Here is a 16390-nt window from a genome sequence, read left to right as displayed (position 1 = left end):
TAAGTTTCTTATCAGGCTATGATAAAAGGTTGGGTGCAGCAATGCACCCGTTGCGCTGCTGTGCCGGCAAAGAAAAAGGCGCCAGAGATAATCGCTGGCGCCTTAGGCTTTTTGGAGCAGTAAATTAGTGTTTTTTACGATCAAGGTCCAGGTAATCCGTTGCTTCAATCTTGGCAATGCCGGCTTCTAAGATATTGATTAATTGGCGTGCGACATCTGTAGTTAACCAAAGCGTTCTGTCTACTTGGGCTTCTTCTGGCGTCTGGTCTAGTGAAGACAGGTAATGAAGGCGTATCATCATGGCGTCATAAACGTCGACAGTACTGATATCCCAACCAACAAGCGGGTGTGTCTGAATTACTTCATCATTTCTGTCCATAAAGACCCCTTATTGAGTAGTAACTAACGTGAGTGACTAACGAGGATCAATGCGGCTCATCATCATGTGAGCAATTACAGTATACGCATATGCTTTCTATGGTGGGGATTTTCCATCCTTTTTTTTTGCAAAATAAATATTTATTTGAGCATTATTCTACTGGCCGACTTGAGAACACCAGCGCGGCGGCATGTGGCACTCATTCCGCATCAAGCGGCGGCGGGGCGCTGTGTAACCGTTTCTCCAGCTCGGCGGCCAGGTGTGCGAAATGCTGCTGCGTTTCAGCATCGCGATTCTGATTTTGCGCTTCCAGTTTCAGGCTGTGGATCAGTAACTGATTGGCTTTGTCATCCAGACCAAAAGCCAGATAGGAGAAGGCGACTTCCAGTACGCTCAAGCGCCTTTTTTGATCGCCAATCAGCGCCAGCAACTCGCCAAAGGTCATCGTTTCTTCAGACTTTATCTTGTCCGGGGCCATTTCAACACCTCCTGTTAAAACATTCAGTACAGACCAGATAAGGCTTTTCTTCCAGAATAAAATTGCGAGGAGGTGAAGTGAGGTTTCAAAGACAAAAAAGCCGGGGAGCGACCCCCGGCAAAAACAGCATTGCAGTGTTATTCTGCGCTGAACCACTCGTCTGCGCTTTCCCAGGTTTCCTGGAGGATTTCAGCGATAAGATCTTTATCCGTTTTTAGGCCGCCAAGCACAGAAAGCCCGTTGGAACCGGCATAACGGACCTGAACCACGGCGTCTGGAAATTGGCGTTTGACCCGTTTGCCCAGCTCGCCGGTCAGGGCTTCGATGGCCCCTGACGGTAGCGGTCTGGTTTTATCTATAGTGACTTCAACACGCATTATTGCCCCCGAAGCGATTTACTGGTTATTTATACAGTTAACTTTATGTAGGGGCAAGGGGTTGCGTTAAAAAAAGATTTTACGCTTTCACTGACCAGCTCAGGCTCTCTCCGGCCAGGAATGGCACAACCGTTTCCTGACCCATGGCGATCTCTTCCGGTTGCGTCGTCGGGACGCGCTGTAGTTCGATAAAATCGGCATTGACCGGCAGGCCATAAAAACGCGGGCCGTTCAGTGAGCAGAAGGCTTCCAGATGCTCCAGTGCGCCCAATTGTTCAAATACGCTGGCGTAAGCCGGAATTGCGTTGGGAGCGTTAAATACGCCGGCGCACCCGCAGCTTGATTCTTTGCGATGCTTGGCATGCGGCGCTGAGTCGGTGCCGAGGAAGAAGCGCTCCGAACCGCTGGCGACCGCTTTGCGCAGCGCATCCTGGTGAATATTGCGTTTCAGTATCGGCAGACAGAACAGATGTGGGCGGATGCCGCCAACCAGCATATGGTTGCGGTTAAACATCAGGTGCTGTGGCGTGATAGTGGCGCCAAGAAAACGATTGCCTTCCTGCACATATTGAGCCGCTTCTTTGGTCGTAATGTGCTCGAAGACGATTTTCAGTTCCGGGAACTGCTGGCGGATTGGCTCCATAACCTGCTCAATAAAGCGTGCCTCGCGATCGAAAATATCGACGGCGGCGTCAGTCACTTCGCCGTGGATCAGCAGCGGCATGCCAATTTTCTGCATCTGTTCGAACAGCGGGTAAATGCCTTTCACGTCGCTGACGCCGTGGCTGGAGTTGGTGGTCGCGTTGGCAGGGTACAGCTTGGCTGCGGTGAATACGCCTTGCTCGAAGCCGTTGACCAGTTCAGCGGCGGCCAATGAGTTGGTCAGGTAGCAGGTCATCAGCGGGGTGAAGTCATGATCCTGAGGAACAGCGGCCAGAATGCGGTCACGATAAGCTCGGGCAGCGTCTACGGTAGTGATTGGCGGAGCCAGATTAGGCATCACAATCGCCCGGCCAAATACCTGACTGGTATAGGGCAGAACCGTTTTCAGCATGTCGTCATCACGCAGATGGATGTGCCAGTCGTCAGGGCGGCGGATTTTCAGGGCTTGAGGTTGTGCGGTCATGTTGCAAGGCTCCGGCGGTCAGAAACACGTCTATATAAAAGCGAATAATGGGGGTTATTCACGCCGGGGTGTAAGGATAAGCGGAAAGCGTCGCCGATGCATCTGTTTGTTCACTGCAAGTTGAAATCAATTGGCTATCGGGCGCATAGTGACAGGGATTTTAATGATTCCCGCCTTCTAACTGCCGGGTAATCAAGGTTTATCAAGTGGAATGGGAGAACGAAATGGAAGTACGTGTTATTGCAACCCTGCAGGCGAAACCTGAATTTGTGTCCGCCGTAAACGATGCGCTGCATGAGATTATAGAGCCAAGCCGCCAGGAACTGGGCAACCTGCAGTATGATCTGCACCGCGATCTGGAACAGCCCGGCACCTTCGTGTTTTTCGAGCGTTGGGCAAGTGCGGAAGCGTTGGAGAAACACAACGCTACCGAGCATTTTAAGCGGTTTGTCAGCCAGATCGACGGCAAGCTGGATTTGCTGGATATCAAGCAATTGAAAAAAATTGCCTGAACCGATTTTTCGGCAAGAAAAAACCCGCCATTTGGCGGGTTTTTTTATCGGAGCAGATTAATTATTCGTTAACCGGCTGCGGTTTGGTTGCCGGCGCTGTGGCTTGATTTACCGCAGCATGGCCACCCGCAGAGCCTTTACCTTCGAAACTGAAGGAAGGGCGTTGCCAATCACTGCGTTTTTGTTCTTCCGGCTCGTAAGCCGGCGCAGGGGCCTTGGTCATCGGTGCCGTGGCGATATGCTTATAGAGCGTATCCTGTACCGGCGCTGGCTGCTGAACAACCGGCAGTTTTTCTGCAACCACCACCGGAGCGGCCGCTTCCTGAACAGGTGCGGCCTCAACGATGACCGGCGCTGGTTCTGCGACAGGCTCAACAACAGCGGCAGTCTCTTCCGCAACAGGGGTTGCTTCAACCACCGGGGCTGCTTCAACTGCAGTAGTCTCTTCAACCAGGGTAGTTTCTTCAATTACTGGCGCTTCGGTCTGCGGTACCACAGCCGTTTCCACAGATTGAGCTGCAATGGCCGGCTCAACAGTTTCAACTTCCGGTTGGGCTTCCTCTGCAACGGCAACTTCAGGGGTTTCTACCGGCACGATGGTTTGTGCGGCAGCCTCAGCGATTATCGGAGTGGCTACGCTGACGGTTTCTTGCGCCATCACGTTGTCGGCAGCGATTTCGGCAGTTTCAGTCTGAACTTCAACTTCTTCAATCACTTGTGCAGCTTGTGTTACAGGGTAACTGACCCAGACCTTGCCAGACGCCATTTCCGGCGAGGCGAAAGCCCCGGCCAGCGGCATTGGTGACTGGGCAGGGTAACGCTCATCACGGTAACGGCGACGGCGCTGACCGCTCACGCGCAGATGACGTGGTGAGCGGCGTGAACGGCGTGGCATGCCATTTTCGCCGTTACGGTTGTCGGCCTGAACATCATCTTCAGCTGGTGCATCAAGGGTTTCTGGCAGCAGTTTAACGCTGTCTTCTTCCAGAGCCGGCTTCACGTCTTGGGTTTTCACGACCGGCGCTTTAGGTGCCAGCAGTTCTTCCGCTGCGCGATGCAGTTCTTCTTCCGCGGACAGAACGCGAACTTTCTGCGACAGAGGACGACGCTGGCGACGCTGCATGTTCTGCTGCTGGCGTTCTTCCAGATCTTCATCGCTGATAACGTTGGTGCTGGTGTTTACACTTTCCAGTGCAGCCACTTCCTGCTGAGCTTGACGTTTTTCTTCCTGACGACGGCGTTGGCGTTCTGCACGCTGGTCACGGCGCTGTTGCTGCTCTTCACGCTGTGCCTTGGCAGCCTCTTCAGATTGTGGCTCCTCGACAACCGGTGCAACCTGCGGCGCATTGCGGCGATTGTTACGGCGTTGTTCATCGCGCGCTTCACGCGTTTCACGGCCTTCACCACGGTTGTCACGCGGCTCACGATTTTCACGTGGTTCACGGTTATCGCGCTCGCGATTATCACGGCCTTCGCCGCGCTCTTTACGTTCGCCGCGTTCAGGACGATCGCTACGCTCACCTCGCTCCCCACGCTCACCGCGTTCTTTACGGCCTGTACCCTGACGGCGTTGACCACGGCGATCCTGGCGGCGGTTTTCACCGTTGCCATCGGCCTTAGGTGCATCAACGACAGGTTTGGCTTCAACAACAGGTGGTTCTTCACTGGCGAACAGCGCTTTCAATCCACCGAACAGGCGGCCCAACAGGCCCGGTTTGGCAGCGGCTGGTGCGCTTGGTTTGGTCGCTACAGCGGCTGTTGCAGCTTGGGTTGCCACAGGTTCTTCAGCTGGCGGTGGTGCGTCAGCAGCCAAAGAGAACGAGGCCAGAGCCGGTTGTTCCGGACGTTTGCGCTCCATCGGCGCATCTTCCAGTGGCTGGGCCATCTCTTCTTCGTGCAGTTTCGGCAACAGGTAACTCAGGGTTGCTGTTTCTTCGCCTTTGCGCACACGCAGCACAGAGTAGTGCGGGGTTTGCATCTGATCGTTCGGCACGATGATCGCTTTCACGCCACCCTGACGTTTTTCGATCGCGCTCACCGACTCACGTTTTTCGTTCAGTAGGTAAGAGGCCACTTGAACTGGCACGATAGCGTGAACTTCTTTGGTATTTTCCTTCAGTGCTTCTTCTTCGATCAGGCGCAGAATGGAAAGTGCCAGCGATTCGTTATCACGGATGGTGCCGGTGCCATTACAGCGAGGGCAGACGTGATGGCTGGATTCACCCAGTGACGGGCTGAGGCGCTGGCGCGACATCTCAAGCAGGCCAAAGCGGGAAATGCGGCCGATCTGGATACGCGCACGGTCCTGGCGCACTGCGTCACGCAGGCGGTTTTCTACTTCGCGTTGGTGGCGTACCGGGGTCATATCGATGAAGTCGATAACAATCAGGCCGCCAAGGTCACGCAAACGCAGTTGGCGAGCGATTTCGTCCGCCGCTTCCAGGTTGGTGTTGAACGCGGTTTCTTCGATATCGCCGCCGCGGGTTGCTCGCGCGGAGTTGATGTCGATGGCGGTCAAGGCTTCGGTAGTGTCGATAACGATCGAGCCACCGGAAGGCAGGCGCACTTCACGCTGGAAGGCGGATTCGATCTGAGATTCGATTTGGTAATGGCTGAACAGAGGGATTTCACCGCTGTACAGTTTGATTTTGCTGCTGAAATCCGGGCGGCCCAGTGCAGCGATGTGCTCTTTGGCCAAATCGAGAACTTTAGGGTTGTCGATCAGGATTTCACCGATATCCGGGCGCAGGTAGTCGCGGAATGCGCGTACGATCACGTTGCTTTCCTGATGGATCAGGAACGGAGCAGCGCGGCCTTCGGCGGCTTTCTTGATGGCTTCCCAATGCTTCAGACGGAAAGACAGGTCCCACTGCAGCGCATCGGCAGATTTGCCAACGCCAGCGGTGCGAACAATCAGGCCCATACCGTCCGGCAATTGCAGGGAGGAAAGCGCTTCTTTCAATTCGGTGCGGTCGTCACCCTCGATGCGGCGGGAAATGCCACCGGCACGCGGGTTGTTCGGCATCAACACCAGATAACTGCCGGCCAGGCTGATAAAAGTGGTCAGGGCTGCGCCTTTGTTACCACGTTCTTCTTTATCAATCTGAACGATAACTTCCTGGCCTTCGCGCAGCACATCTTTGATGTTCGGGCGGCCATGGGAAGAGTAGTTACTTGGGAAGTATTCGCGGGCAATTTCTTTAAGAGGGAGGAAACCATGTCGTTCTGCGCCGTAATCAACGAACGCTGCTTCAAGACTTGGTTCAATACGAGTGATTTTGCCTTTGTAAATATTCGCTTTTTTCTGTTCATGACCTGGGCTTTCAATGTCCAAATCATACAGCCGCTGTCCATCTACAAGGGCAACACGCAACTCTTCCTGCTGAGTTGCGTTAATCAACATTCTTTTCATCTTAACTTACTCGTTATTTTTACATTATCGACAAAGCTGCGGGCAAAATAACCTCATGGCCGGGTTAAAACCGAAAACCCCGTGTCTTCTCGCAAAGTCGTCAACCTCACGGTTGTCGCCTGCATAGGGGCGCATTATCTCGGTAAGCCTGTATTTCTTTGTGAAAAACAGCACTTTTACTAGGGGAATAGCCTCTGATTTACGTCGACAGATCTGATTCCGTTTGCCGGCCAAGCTGCAACCCGCAGCCCGCTAATTGTTTGATTTCGCATTACGTCTTACGCCATTGCTGCGTTTTTGCGCCATCAGACAAATTTTATAATTCCACCGTTTTCCCTGTTTAACGAGAATCAACGTGGAAAGTAAATGCATTATTCCACTGCTGCTACCGTTATAGCAAGGTGACTTTTCCTTAACTGCGGAAGAAATCGCAAACGTTCAAATCGGCTTGCTGCCTTATTGTTCGCAGGGGTTTCATCTGCAGTCTGAGAGACAGTTAAGCACAGAAAAAGAAGTGGCGCTATTTACTCGCTCTATTTAGAATCCCGCTCCATGAAAACGAACATTCCCGCAGTACAATTAATCACGATTTCTGACGACGAAGCCGGTCAGAGAATCGACAACTTTTTGCTTGCCCGCCTGAAAGGCGTGCCGAAGAGCATGATTTACCGCATCGTGCGTAAAGGCGAGGTGCGGGTTAATAAAGGACGCATCAAGGCAGAATATAAACTGGCCGCCGGCGACGTGGTGCGCGTACCGCCGGTGCGCGTTGCCGAGCGTGAAGACGCGCCGGTTTCCGCCAAACTGGATAAAGTGGCTGCGCTGGCAGATTGCATATTGTATGAAGACGATCACCTGCTGTTGCTGAACAAGCCATCAGGCACGGCAGTCCATGGCGGCAGCGGCCTGAGCTTTGGCGTGATCGAGGGCCTGCGCGCGCTTCGTCCCGAAGCCCGCTTCCTGGAACTGGTTCACCGCCTGGACCGCGACACCTCAGGTGTGCTGCTGGTGGCGAAAAAACGCTCGGCATTGCGTTCGCTGCACGAGCAACTGCGCCTGAAAGGGATGCAAAAAGATTACCTGGCGCTGGTTCGTGGCCAGTGGCAGTCACATTGCAAGGCGGTGCAGGCACCCTTGCTGAAAAACATTCTGCAGAGCGGTGAGCGCATCGTTCGTGTCAACAGCGAAGGTAAACCGTCGGAAACCCGCTTCAAGGTGGAAGAGCGCTTCGAGCATGCAACGCTGGTCAAAGCCAGCCCGATCACCGGGCGCACCCATCAGATTCGTGTGCACACTTTGCATGCCGGGCATCCGATAGCCTTTGACGATCGTTATGGCGATCGCGAGTTCGATCGCCAACTGGCAGGCACCGGGCTCAAACGCTTGTTCTTGCACGCGGCTGCTTTGCGTTTCGAACATCCGGGTACCGGCGAAACGATGCGTATCGAAGCGCCGATGGATGAAGAGCTGCGTCACTGCCTGCTGGTGTTGCGCAAACAGTCGCAGGGCAAATAACGCAGCCCTTTTTACCCTATGCCAGCGGGTTGATGCCCTCAGCCCGCAGCATTTCCAGCAGTGCGATCAACGGCAGACCGATCAGCGCATTGGGATCCCGCCCCTCAAGTTTCTCGAACAACGCAATCCCCAATCCCTCACTTTTAAAGCTGCCTGCACAGTTGAGTGGCTGCTCAAGGTGCACGTAAGCGCTAATTTCAGCCTCGCTCAGCGTGCGAAAATGTACGTGAAAGGGTTCGCACAACACCTGTAGATGTCGGCTGCGGCTGTTATACAACGCCAATCCGGTATAAAAGGTGACCCTTTGACCACTGGCCTGGCGCAATTGAGCGCAAGCGTTCTCTTCCGTGTACGGTTTTCCGGTGATTTTTCCCTCGATCACGCAGACCTGATCGGAGCCGATAATCAGATGTTCGGGGTAGGCGGCAGCCAGTGCCTGGGCTTTCGCTGTGGCCAATCGTAGCACCAGCGCCTCGGCGCTTTCCCCGGCCAGCGGGGTTTCATCCACCTGCGGCGCGGCGCAAGCGAAGGGCAGGTGCAGCTTTTCCAGTAGCATCTTGCGGTAGGTCGAGGTGGAGGCAAGGAGAAGTCTTTGCATAATATTTTTTCGCAAACCGTAGCGTAAATAGAGTGAGCATTTTAAACTGTCTGCCGCTGAGGAAGCGAATATTGGTGAAAGGTGCCGTTTTACGGCCTTTTTCTTTGACTCTAAGTCGTTACAAAGTTAATATGCGCGCCCTATGCAAAAGGTAAAATTACCCTTGACCATTGATGCGGTACGTACCGCTCAGAAACGCCTGGACTATGTTGGTTCTTATGCGCCTGAGCAGGTTACACGTGTTGCCGACTCCGTGGTCAGTGTGGACAGTGATGTTGAGGTTTCGTTATCGTTCGATATTGATAACCAACGCCTCGCGGTGATAACAGGGCATTCGGACGTTCAGGTAACCCTGATGTGCCAACGTTGTGGCGTCCCGTTTGAACGTCATATCCACACAACATATTGTTTTAGCCCGGTCGTCAATGATGAACAGGCTGAGGCATTACCGGGAGCGTACGAACCGATCGAAGTCGATGAGTTTGGCGAAGTCGATCTGTTGGCAATGATTGAAGACGAAATTATTCTTTCACTGCCTGTCGTCCCGTTACATGAATCTGAACACTGTGAAGTGTCCGAAGCGGACATGGTATTTGGCAAACTGCCTGCAGAGGCGGAGAAACCGAATCCATTTGCCGTATTAGCCAGTTTAAAGCGTAAGTAATTAAGGAGTAAGGTCCATGGCCGTACAACAAAATAAACCAACCCGTTCCAAGCGTGGCATGCGTCGTTCACACGATGCTCTGACCACCACCACATTGTCTGTTGATGCGACTTCTGGTGAAACTCATCGTCGTCACCACATCACTGCCGACGGTTTCTACCGCGGTCGCAAGGTTATCGGCTAAGTAGCGGTACCTTGACTCGTCTAACCCTGGCGTTAGATGCAATGGGCGGGGACTTCGGTCCCTGCGTCACAGTGCCTGCTTCATTGCAGGCACTGGCCTCTAATTTACAGCTTCATCTCCTGCTGGTCGGCGATCCCGACGCCATCTCTCCTTTACTTGCCAAAGCCGATCCGGTTCTTCTGGAGCGTTTGCAAGTCGTGCCCGCTGAATCAGTGATTGCCGGCGACGCCAAACCCTCACAAGCGATACGCGCCAGCCGCGGTACGTCTATGCGCATTGCGCTGGAACTGACCAAAAACGGCGATGCGCAGGGCTGCGTCAGTGCAGGTAATACCGGTGCGTTGATGGGCCTGGCGAAAATGCTGATCAAGCCGTTGGACGGTATTGAACGTCCGGCGCTGATGACCCTGATCCCGAACCAGCGGCGCGGCAAAACCGTAGTGCTGGATCTGGGCGCCAACGTTGAATGCGACAGCACCATGCTGGTGCAGTTTGCGGTAATGGGCGCGGTGATGGCCGAAGAGGTGGTGGGTATTGCGCAGCCCCGTGTGGCGCTGCTGAATATCGGCGAAGAAGAGACCAAAGGCCTGGATAATATTCGCGAAGCTGCCGCCGTGCTGAAAAATACTCCGGCAATCAACTATATTGGTTACCTGGAAGGTAATGACCTGCTCACCGGTAAAACCGATGTAATGGTTTGCGACGGCTTTGTGGGTAACGTCACCCTGAAGACCATGGAAGGGGTGGTAAGAGTATTTTTATCGCTGCTGAAATCATCCGGAGACGGTGGCAAGCAGGCGTGGTGGTTAAAGTTGTTAGGCCGTTGGTTGCAAAAACGGGTGGTAAAGCGGTTCGGCCACCTGAACCCCGACCAGTATAATGGCGCATGTCTGTTAGGATTGCGCAGCACCGTAATCAAGAGCCACGGCGCTGCGAACCCACACGCGTTTGCAGTAGCAATCGAACAGGCTGTGCAGGCGGTGCAGCGGCAAGTCCCTGAAAGGATTGCTGCGCGCCTTGAAGCTGTATTACCTAAGAGTGACTGATCGTACATGTATACAAAGATTCTCGGTACGGGGAGTTATTTACCCGTACAAGTGCGCACCAATGCTGACCTTGAAAAAATGGTGGATACCTCTGACGAGTGGATCGTCACGCGTACCGGTATCCGTGAACGCCGTATCGCTGCCGCCGATGAAACCGTGGCGACGATGGGCTTCCATGCTGCTGAAAAAGCGCTGGAAATGGCAGGTGTGGCTAAAGAAGACATCGGGTTGATCGTCGTTGCGACTACCACCTCGAGCCACGCATTCCCCAGTTCTGCTTGCCAGGTGCAGCAGATGCTGGGCATTAAAGACTGCGCGGCCTTCGATCTGGCCGCAGCCTGCGCCGGTTTTACCTATGCGCTGAGCGTGGCCGATCAGTACGTCAAGAATGGTTCTGTGAAACATGCGCTGGTGATCGGCGCGGACGTGCTGTCGCGTACGCTGGATCCTGAAGATCGCGGTACCATCATTCTGTTCGGTGATGGCGCGGGTGCGGTGCTGTTGGGCGCGTCCGAAGAGCCGGGCATCCTGTCTACCCATCTGCATGCGGATGGTACCTACGGCGGCCTGTTGACGCTGCCGTTCAAAGATCGTCAGGATCAAGGCAAGCCGGCCTACGTCACCATGGCCGGCAATGAAGTATTCAAAGTTGCGGTTACCGAACTGGCTCACATTGTGGAAGAAACGCTGCAAGCCAATAATCTGGACCGCGAACAGTTGGATTGGCTGGTGCCACACCAGGCCAACTTGCGCATTATCAGTGCGACGGCGAAAAAACTGGGTATGGGAATGGAGAAAGTGGTGGTGACGCTCGATCGTCACGGCAACACTTCTGCCGCTTCGGTCCCGGCAGCGTTCGACGAAGCCGTGCGTGATGGGCGGATCCAGCGAGGCCAACTGGTGCTGCTGGAAGCCTTTGGCGGCGGCTTTACCTGGGGCTCGGCGCTGGTCCGTTTCTGATTAACAGGAAGAAAAAATGACGCAATTTGCTTTTGTTTTCCCTGGTCAGGGGTCTCAGTCCCTTGGCATGCTGGCCGATTTGGCGGCGCAATTTCCGATCGTTGAAGCAACTTTCAGCGAGGCTTCGTCCGTTCTGGGTTATGACCTGTGGCAGTTGGTGCAGCAAGGCCCGGCGGAAGAGCTGAACAAAACCTGGCAGACGCAGCCGGCATTGCTGGCCGCTTCCGTGGCGATTTTCCGCGTCTGGCAGCAGCAGGGCGGTAAAGCGCCTGCGATGATGGCGGGCCACAGCCTGGGCGAATACTCGGCGCTGGTGTGTGCGGGCGTGCTGGATTTCCAGGCGGCGATTCGTTTGGTTGAGCTGCGCGGCAAACTGATGCAGGAAGCGGTGCCGGAAGGCACTGGCGCGATGTTCGCCATTATCGGCCTGGATAACGAAGCTATCGCCAAAGCCTGTGAAGAGTCCGCTCAGGGGCAGGTCGTGTCTCCGGTGAACTTCAACTCGCCGGGTCAGGTTGTCATCGCAGGCAACAAAGAAGCGGTTGAACGTGCAGGCGCTGCCTGTAAAGCTGCCGGCGCCAAGCGTGCGTTGCCGTTACCGGTGAGTGTACCTTCGCATTGCGCACTGATGAAGCCGGCGGCAGACAAACTGGCCATCGCGTTGCAGGACATTACCTTCAGCGCACCGCAGGTAGCGGTGGTGAATAACGTCGACGTGCGCACTGAAACCGATCCAGAAGCCATCCGCAGTGCGCTGGTACGCCAGCTGTACAGCCCGGTGCGCTGGACCGAGAGCGTAGAATTTATGGCAGCACAGGGCGTTACGTCGCTGCTAGAGGTTGGCCCGGGTAAGGTTCTGACCGGTCTGACTAAACGTATTGTTGACACCCTGACGGCGGCGGCGGTTAATGACGCAGCCAGCCTCTCAGCGGCGCTTGAACAATAAAGAGGAAAATAATGAGCTTCGAAGGTAAAGTTGTTCTGGTCACCGGCGCTAGCCGGGGTATTGGCCGGGCTATTGCAGAGTCGTTTGCAGCACGTGGCGCCAAAGTGATCGGCACCGCCACCAGTGAAAGCGGTGCTGAGGCTATCAGCAGCTATCTGGGAGCAAATGGCAAAGGGTTTGCGCTGAACGTGGTTGATGCTCAATCTATCGACAGCGTTCTGGCATCTATTCGTGCTGAATTTGGCGAAATCGACATTTTAGTGAATAATGCCGGCATTACGCGTGATAACCTGCTGATGCGCATGAAGGATGATGAGTGGCAGGATATTCTGGACACTAATTTGACTTCCGTATTCCGTCTGTCAAAAGCGGTAATGCGAGCTATGATGAAAAAGCGGTTTGGCCGGATCATCACCATCGGTTCCGTAGTTGGCACCATGGGGAACGCAGGGCAGGCTAATTACGCGGCGGCTAAAGCCGGTCTGATTGGCTTTAGTAAGTCTTTGGCACGTGAAGTTGCTTCGCGTGGCATTACGGTCAACGTCGTGGCACCTGGTTTTATTGAGACGGACATGACACGGGCGTTGACAGATGATCAACGTGCAGGCATTTTGTCATCAGTTCCAGCCAATCGGCTGGGGGATGCTAAAGAAATCGCCAGCGCTGTTGCATTTTTAGCCTCTGATGAGGCTGGCTACATCACCGGTGAAACGTTACATGTCAATGGCGGCATGTACATGATTTAAAAAATGCGAAAACTATTTGCGTTATTTGGGGTAAAAACCGCAAAATAGCGTAAAATCGTGGTTTGACCAGCCGGGATTTAGTTGCATCTTTTTCAACATTTTATACACTACGAAAACCATCGCGAAAGCGAGTTTTGATAGGAAATTTAAGAGTATGAGCACTATCGAAGAACGTGTTAAGAAAATCATTGTTGAGCAACTGGGTGTTAAACAGGAAGAAGTTTTAAATAACGCTTCTTTCGTTGAAGATCTGGGCGCTGATTCTCTCGACACCGTTGAACTGGTAATGGCACTGGAAGAAGAATTCGATACCGAGATTCCAGACGAAGAAGCTGAGAAAATCACTACTGTTCAGGCAGCTATTGATTTCATCAACGCTAGCCAGCAGTAAGAGAACATATCTAGGCGGTCATTCGACCGCCTAAGTTTTTTTGATCCCTAGTGTCATATTTTTCCCTCCTTGGAGGACAAACGTGTCTAAGCGTCGAGTAGTTGTGACCGGACTGGGCATGTTGTCTCCTGTCGGCAATACTGTAGAGTCCACATGGAACGCTCTTCTTGCCGGTCAGAGTGGCATCAGCCTGATCGACCATTTCGATACCACTGCCTATGCGACTAAATTTGCTGGCCTGGTAAAGAACTTTAATTCAGAGGATTTCATCTCTCGCAAAGATGCGCGCAAGATGGACGCCTTCATCCAGTACGGGATCGCTGCCGGCATGCAAGCCATGCAGGATGCGGGGCTGGATATCACCGAGGCTAACGCCAGCCGCATTGGTGCCGCTATCGGCTCCGGTATCGGCGGCCTGGGTTTGATTGAAGAAAACCACAGTTCACTGGTTAACGGTGGCCCACGGAAAATCAGTCCGTTCTTTGTGCCGTCAACCATCGTGAACATGATTGCAGGTCACCTGACAATTATGTTTGGTATGCGTGGTCCGAGTATTTCGATCGCCACCGCCTGTACGTCGGGTGTACATAACATTGGCCACGCCGCGCGTATCATTGCTTACAATGATGCCGACGTTATGCTGGCCGGTGGGGCAGAAAAAGCCAGTACTCCGCTGGGAGTTGGCGGTTTCGGTGCAGCGCGTGCGCTCTCGACCCGCAACGAAAACCCTCAGGCGGCCAGCCGTCCATGGGATAAAGACCGTGACGGCTTCGTCCTGGGTGACGGCGCCGGCATGATGGTGCTGGAAGAGTACGAACACGCCAAGAAACGTGGTGCCAAGATTTACGCTGAAGTTGTCGGTTTTGGGATGAGCAGCGATGCCTATCACATGACATCTCCGCCGGAAAATGGCGCGGGCGCCGCGCTGGCAATGGAAAACGCTTTGCTTGACGCCGGTGTGACCACGTCACAAATCGGGTATATCAATGCGCACGGCACCTCTACGCCGGCCGGTGATACCGCCGAAACTCAGGCAGTGAAGTCGGTATTTGGCAGCGATGCGCAGCGTGTGATGGTCAGTTCGACCAAATCGATGACCGGCCACCTGTTAGGTGCGGCAGGTGCGATTGAGTCGATCTTCACCGTGCTGGCATTGCGTGACCAAGCAGTTCCGCCAACCATCAATCTGGATAACCCGGATGAAGGTTGCGATCTGGACTTCGTTCCGCACGAAGCGCGCCAGGTAAGCGATATGCAGTACACGCTGTGTAACTCCTTTGGTTTCGGCGGTACTAACGGTTCGCTGATCTTCCGCAAGGTGTGATGTATCTGCTGGCAGACTGTAAAAACCCGCTTCGAGCGGGTTTTTTTATGGGCTGTTTATAAGTGAAAAATGAGTTCCGCACTTTTTTGGCTGAAAAATTAATGGAGTAGGCTTTACTGGTGGCAGGTTGCCGGCAAAAGTCGGAGTAATTCCATGGTTAGGTCAGCAGGAGAAAGTGTATGTTGAGCGGAAAACGTGCGTTGGTAACGGGGGGCGGGCGCGATTTTGGGCAAGTCGTGTCGGTCTGGTTGGCGCGTGAGGGCGTTGAGGTGGATATCTGCGCCCGGCAACTCGGCAGCGCAAGGGCAACTCAAAAAATCATACGAGCCGAAGGCGGGCGGGCACAGGCCTACCAGTGTGATATAGCCGATCCAGCTTCGCTTACGGCGTTTATCGATCAACTGTTGCAGGACGACAGGCCGATCGACATCCTGGTATTGAGCGCAGCCCAATGGCTTGAAGGGGCTCTGGAGAGCAAAGATGATGTCGATGTCATCGGTACCATCAACTCTGGGCTGACCGGGAATATTTTACTGACCCGTGCACTGTTGCCCAGCCTGCGGCTTTCGGCCGGGGCTGATATTATGGTAATGGTGTCGGCGTGCGGCATACCTCAATTCATCGGGTCGAGTGCTCATCCGGCGTTTTTTGCCGCCAAGCAGGGGATCGGGGGCTTTTGCCACAACATCGCGCACCACCTGGCAGCGGAAAACATTCGGGTGACGGGTTTCTATCCGCCGGATTTTGAAATGTGCGGCCTGGATGACGAGCCAGCCGAACAATCGGAGCAACCCGTGCTGAACGCACGTTCGATCTGGGAAACGATGCGTTTTGTGCTGCAGCAGCCGCGCAGTTGCCACATCAACGCCATCCACTTCCAGGGGCCTTGCCGCTAAGCGCCGGCATAACGAGGAGAATGTGGGGAACTATGTACTGGATTAACGGACAACAGCACGATGCGTTAGCGCCAAGCGATCGCGGTTTGCAGTTCGGTGATGGCTGTTTTACTACTGCCAGGGTTATCGATGGCAGAATAGAGCTGCTTCCCTGGCATATTGAGCGCCTGCAACAGGCGGCGCAGCGGCTGATGATGCCGGTTACAGATTGGGGGGGGCTTGAAAGTGAAATGGTGCATGCGGCAGAATCTATCCCGCTCGGGGTGGTCAAAGCGATACTGACGCGCGGCAGCGGCGGACGAGGTTACAGCCCGCAGGGGTGTGAAAATCCTACGCGGATTGTCTCTCGCAGCGCATATCCTACCCATTACCTGTCGTGGCGTGAACAGGGAATTAACCTGGCGCTCAGCCCGGTGGCTCTGGCGCGTAATCCGTTGCTGGCGGGGCTGAAACACTTGAATCGCCTGGAGCAGGTATTGATCCGCGCGCATCTTGACCAGACGAATGCCGACGAGGCGCTGGTGCTTGACACTGCCGGTATGCTGGTGGAATGCTGTGCGGCTAATTTATTCTGGCGTAAAGGGAAAGCGGTATTTACGCCCGATCTGAGCCAGGCCGGCGTGGCTGGTTTGATGCGCCGCAGGGTGATTGAGTTGCTGGTGGGCAGTGAATATTCATTGCACTACGTCAGCGAGCCGCTGGTCACTCTGGCCGACGCCGAAGAAGTGCTGGTAAGCAACGCGCTGATGCCCTTGCTGCCGGTAAATACAGCGCAATCCTGGCGTTATCGCTCGCGTCAACTCTATGATTTTTTGCGCCCACACTGTTAACGATGG

Annotated in this window: 18 protein-coding genes; 12 read left to right on the top strand and 6 right to left on the bottom strand. The window is 54.2% G+C overall.

The window, feature by feature from the left end:
• Positions 1–124 precede the first annotated feature (124 nt).
• The 4 genes from bssS to pyrC form a co-directional block, all read right to left on the bottom strand.
• Entirely contained in the window at positions 125–379 is a 255-nt protein-coding gene (gene bssS / locus D4100_RS05020) for a biofilm formation regulator BssS (protein ID WP_006322532.1), read from the bottom strand.
• A gap of 199 nt (positions 380–578) precedes the next feature.
• Positions 579–857, bottom strand: a complete 279-nt coding sequence (locus tag D4100_RS05015; RefSeq protein ID WP_006322531.1) for a hypothetical protein — start codon at positions 855–857, stop codon at positions 579–581.
• Positions 858–994: 137 nt separating this feature from the next.
• A complete protein-coding gene (gene dinI / locus D4100_RS05010; RefSeq protein WP_006322525.1) occupies positions 995–1234 on the bottom strand; it encodes a DNA damage-inducible protein I in 240 nt (79 codons plus the stop codon).
• 79 nt (positions 1235–1313) lie between these two features.
• Positions 1314–2360 carry a dihydroorotase gene (gene pyrC / locus D4100_RS05005; RefSeq protein ID WP_006322523.1) on the bottom strand — a complete coding sequence of 349 codons (1047 nt, stop codon included), beginning with the start codon at positions 2358–2360 and terminating at the stop codon, positions 1314–1316.
• A gap of 224 nt (positions 2361–2584) precedes the next feature.
• On the opposite strand from pyrC, the gene D4100_RS05000 reads away from it, so the two are divergent.
• Positions 2585–2872 carry a putative quinol monooxygenase gene (locus D4100_RS05000; RefSeq protein WP_006322521.1) on the top strand — a complete coding sequence of 96 codons (288 nt, stop codon included), beginning with the start codon at positions 2585–2587 and terminating at the stop codon, positions 2870–2872.
• Positions 2873–2933: 61 nt separating this feature from the next.
• Here the strand turns inward: D4100_RS05000 and rne are convergent, their stop codons facing one another.
• Complete coding sequence (gene rne, locus D4100_RS04995; RefSeq protein WP_119803348.1) at positions 2934–6284, bottom strand: ribonuclease E; 3351 nt, start codon at positions 6282–6284, stop codon at positions 2934–2936.
• Positions 6285–6836: 552 nt separating this feature from the next.
• Here rne and rluC point away from each other — a divergent pair.
• Positions 6837–7799, top strand: coding sequence for a 23S rRNA pseudouridine(955/2504/2580) synthase RluC (gene rluC, locus D4100_RS04985; RefSeq protein WP_006322518.1), 963 nt, complete (start codon positions 6837–6839; stop codon positions 7797–7799).
• Positions 7800–7815: 16 nt separating this feature from the next.
• Here the strand turns inward: rluC and D4100_RS04980 are convergent, their stop codons facing one another.
• Positions 7816–8397 carry a Maf family protein gene (locus D4100_RS04980; protein WP_006322515.1) on the bottom strand — a complete coding sequence of 194 codons (582 nt, stop codon included), beginning with the start codon at positions 8395–8397 and terminating at the stop codon, positions 7816–7818.
• A 142-nt stretch (positions 8398–8539) separates the two neighbouring features.
• Between D4100_RS04980 and yceD the strand changes: the two genes are divergently transcribed.
• The 10 genes from yceD to pabC all read left to right on the top strand — a co-directional run bounded on the left by yceD (position 8540) and on the right by pabC (position 16384).
• A complete protein-coding gene (gene yceD / locus D4100_RS04975; RefSeq protein ID WP_006322514.1) occupies positions 8540–9061 on the top strand; it encodes a 23S rRNA accumulation protein YceD in 522 nt (173 codons plus the stop codon).
• A 16-nt stretch (positions 9062–9077) separates the two neighbouring features.
• Positions 9078–9245: a 50S ribosomal protein L32 gene (gene rpmF, locus D4100_RS04970; RefSeq protein WP_004943042.1), complete on the top strand. Its 168-nt coding sequence runs from the start codon at positions 9078–9080 to the stop codon at positions 9243–9245.
• Positions 9246–9256: 11 nt separating this feature from the next.
• Positions 9257–10291 carry a phosphate acyltransferase PlsX gene (plsX, locus tag D4100_RS04965; protein ID WP_006322513.1) on the top strand — a complete coding sequence of 345 codons (1035 nt, stop codon included), beginning with the start codon at positions 9257–9259 and terminating at the stop codon, positions 10289–10291.
• Positions 10292–10297: 6 nt separating this feature from the next.
• Entirely contained in the window at positions 10298–11251 is a 954-nt protein-coding gene (locus D4100_RS04960; RefSeq protein WP_006322512.1) for a beta-ketoacyl-ACP synthase III, read from the top strand.
• A 16-nt stretch (positions 11252–11267) separates the two neighbouring features.
• Complete coding sequence (fabD, locus tag D4100_RS04955; protein WP_119803344.1) at positions 11268–12197, top strand: ACP S-malonyltransferase; 930 nt, start codon at positions 11268–11270, stop codon at positions 12195–12197.
• 11 nt (positions 12198–12208) lie between these two features.
• Positions 12209–12943 (top strand): 3-oxoacyl-ACP reductase FabG, encoded by a 735-nt coding sequence (fabG, locus tag D4100_RS04950; RefSeq protein ID WP_006322510.1) that lies wholly within the window; start codon positions 12209–12211, stop codon positions 12941–12943.
• A gap of 154 nt (positions 12944–13097) precedes the next feature.
• Entirely contained in the window at positions 13098–13334 is a 237-nt protein-coding gene (gene acpP / locus D4100_RS04945) for an acyl carrier protein (RefSeq protein WP_004719003.1), read from the top strand.
• A gap of 82 nt (positions 13335–13416) precedes the next feature.
• On the top strand, positions 13417–14658 hold the full coding sequence (fabF, locus tag D4100_RS04940; protein WP_006322509.1) for a beta-ketoacyl-ACP synthase II: 1242 nt from the start codon (positions 13417–13419) through the stop codon (positions 14656–14658).
• A gap of 179 nt (positions 14659–14837) precedes the next feature.
• On the top strand, positions 14838–15554 hold the full coding sequence (locus D4100_RS04935) for an SDR family oxidoreductase (RefSeq protein WP_119803342.1): 717 nt from the start codon (positions 14838–14840) through the stop codon (positions 15552–15554).
• 32 nt (positions 15555–15586) lie between these two features.
• Complete coding sequence (gene pabC / locus D4100_RS04930) at positions 15587–16384, top strand: aminodeoxychorismate lyase (RefSeq protein ID WP_006322507.1); 798 nt, start codon at positions 15587–15589, stop codon at positions 16382–16384.
• The last annotated feature ends 6 nt before the right edge of the window (positions 16385–16390 follow it).

Origin of the sequence: Serratia inhibens (assembly GCF_003591175.1) — a bacterium.
GTDB lineage: Bacteria > Pseudomonadota > Gammaproteobacteria > Enterobacterales > Enterobacteriaceae > Serratia > Serratia inhibens.
The sequence above is the reverse complement of the archived record's forward strand: the minus strand, read 5'-3'. Positions and strand labels throughout refer to the sequence as shown.

Coding starts and splice junctions, on each gene's coding strand:
- bssS (WP_006322532.1), bottom strand. CDS start 379: ATGGACAGAAATGATGAAGTAATTCAGACACACCCGCTTGTTGGTTGG.
- D4100_RS05015 (WP_006322531.1), bottom strand. CDS start 857: ATGGCCCCGGACAAGATAAAGTCTGAAGAAACGATGACCTTTGGCGAG.
- dinI (WP_006322525.1), bottom strand. CDS start 1,234: ATGCGTGTTGAAGTCACTATAGATAAAACCAGACCGCTACCGTCAGGG.
- pyrC (WP_006322523.1), bottom strand. CDS start 2,360: ATGACCGCACAACCTCAAGCCCTGAAAATCCGCCGCCCTGACGACTGG.
- D4100_RS05000 (WP_006322521.1), top strand. CDS start 2,585: ATGGAAGTACGTGTTATTGCAACCCTGCAGGCGAAACCTGAATTTGTG.
- rne (WP_119803348.1), bottom strand. CDS start 6,284: ATGAAAAGAATGTTGATTAACGCAACTCAGCAGGAAGAGTTGCGTGTT.
- rluC (WP_006322518.1), top strand. CDS start 6,837: ATGAAAACGAACATTCCCGCAGTACAATTAATCACGATTTCTGACGAC.
- D4100_RS04980 (WP_006322515.1), bottom strand. CDS start 8,397: ATGCAAAGACTTCTCCTTGCCTCCACCTCGACCTACCGCAAGATGCTA.
- yceD (WP_006322514.1), top strand. CDS start 8,540: ATGCAAAAGGTAAAATTACCCTTGACCATTGATGCGGTACGTACCGCT.
- rpmF (WP_004943042.1), top strand. CDS start 9,078: ATGGCCGTACAACAAAATAAACCAACCCGTTCCAAGCGTGGCATGCGT.
- D4100_RS04960 (WP_006322512.1), top strand. CDS start 10,298: ATGTATACAAAGATTCTCGGTACGGGGAGTTATTTACCCGTACAAGTG.
- fabD (WP_119803344.1), top strand. CDS start 11,268: ATGACGCAATTTGCTTTTGTTTTCCCTGGTCAGGGGTCTCAGTCCCTT.
- fabG (WP_006322510.1), top strand. CDS start 12,209: ATGAGCTTCGAAGGTAAAGTTGTTCTGGTCACCGGCGCTAGCCGGGGT.
- acpP (WP_004719003.1), top strand. CDS start 13,098: ATGAGCACTATCGAAGAACGTGTTAAGAAAATCATTGTTGAGCAACTG.
- D4100_RS04935 (WP_119803342.1), top strand. CDS start 14,838: ATGTTGAGCGGAAAACGTGCGTTGGTAACGGGGGGCGGGCGCGATTTT.
- pabC (WP_006322507.1), top strand. CDS start 15,587: ATGTACTGGATTAACGGACAACAGCACGATGCGTTAGCGCCAAGCGAT.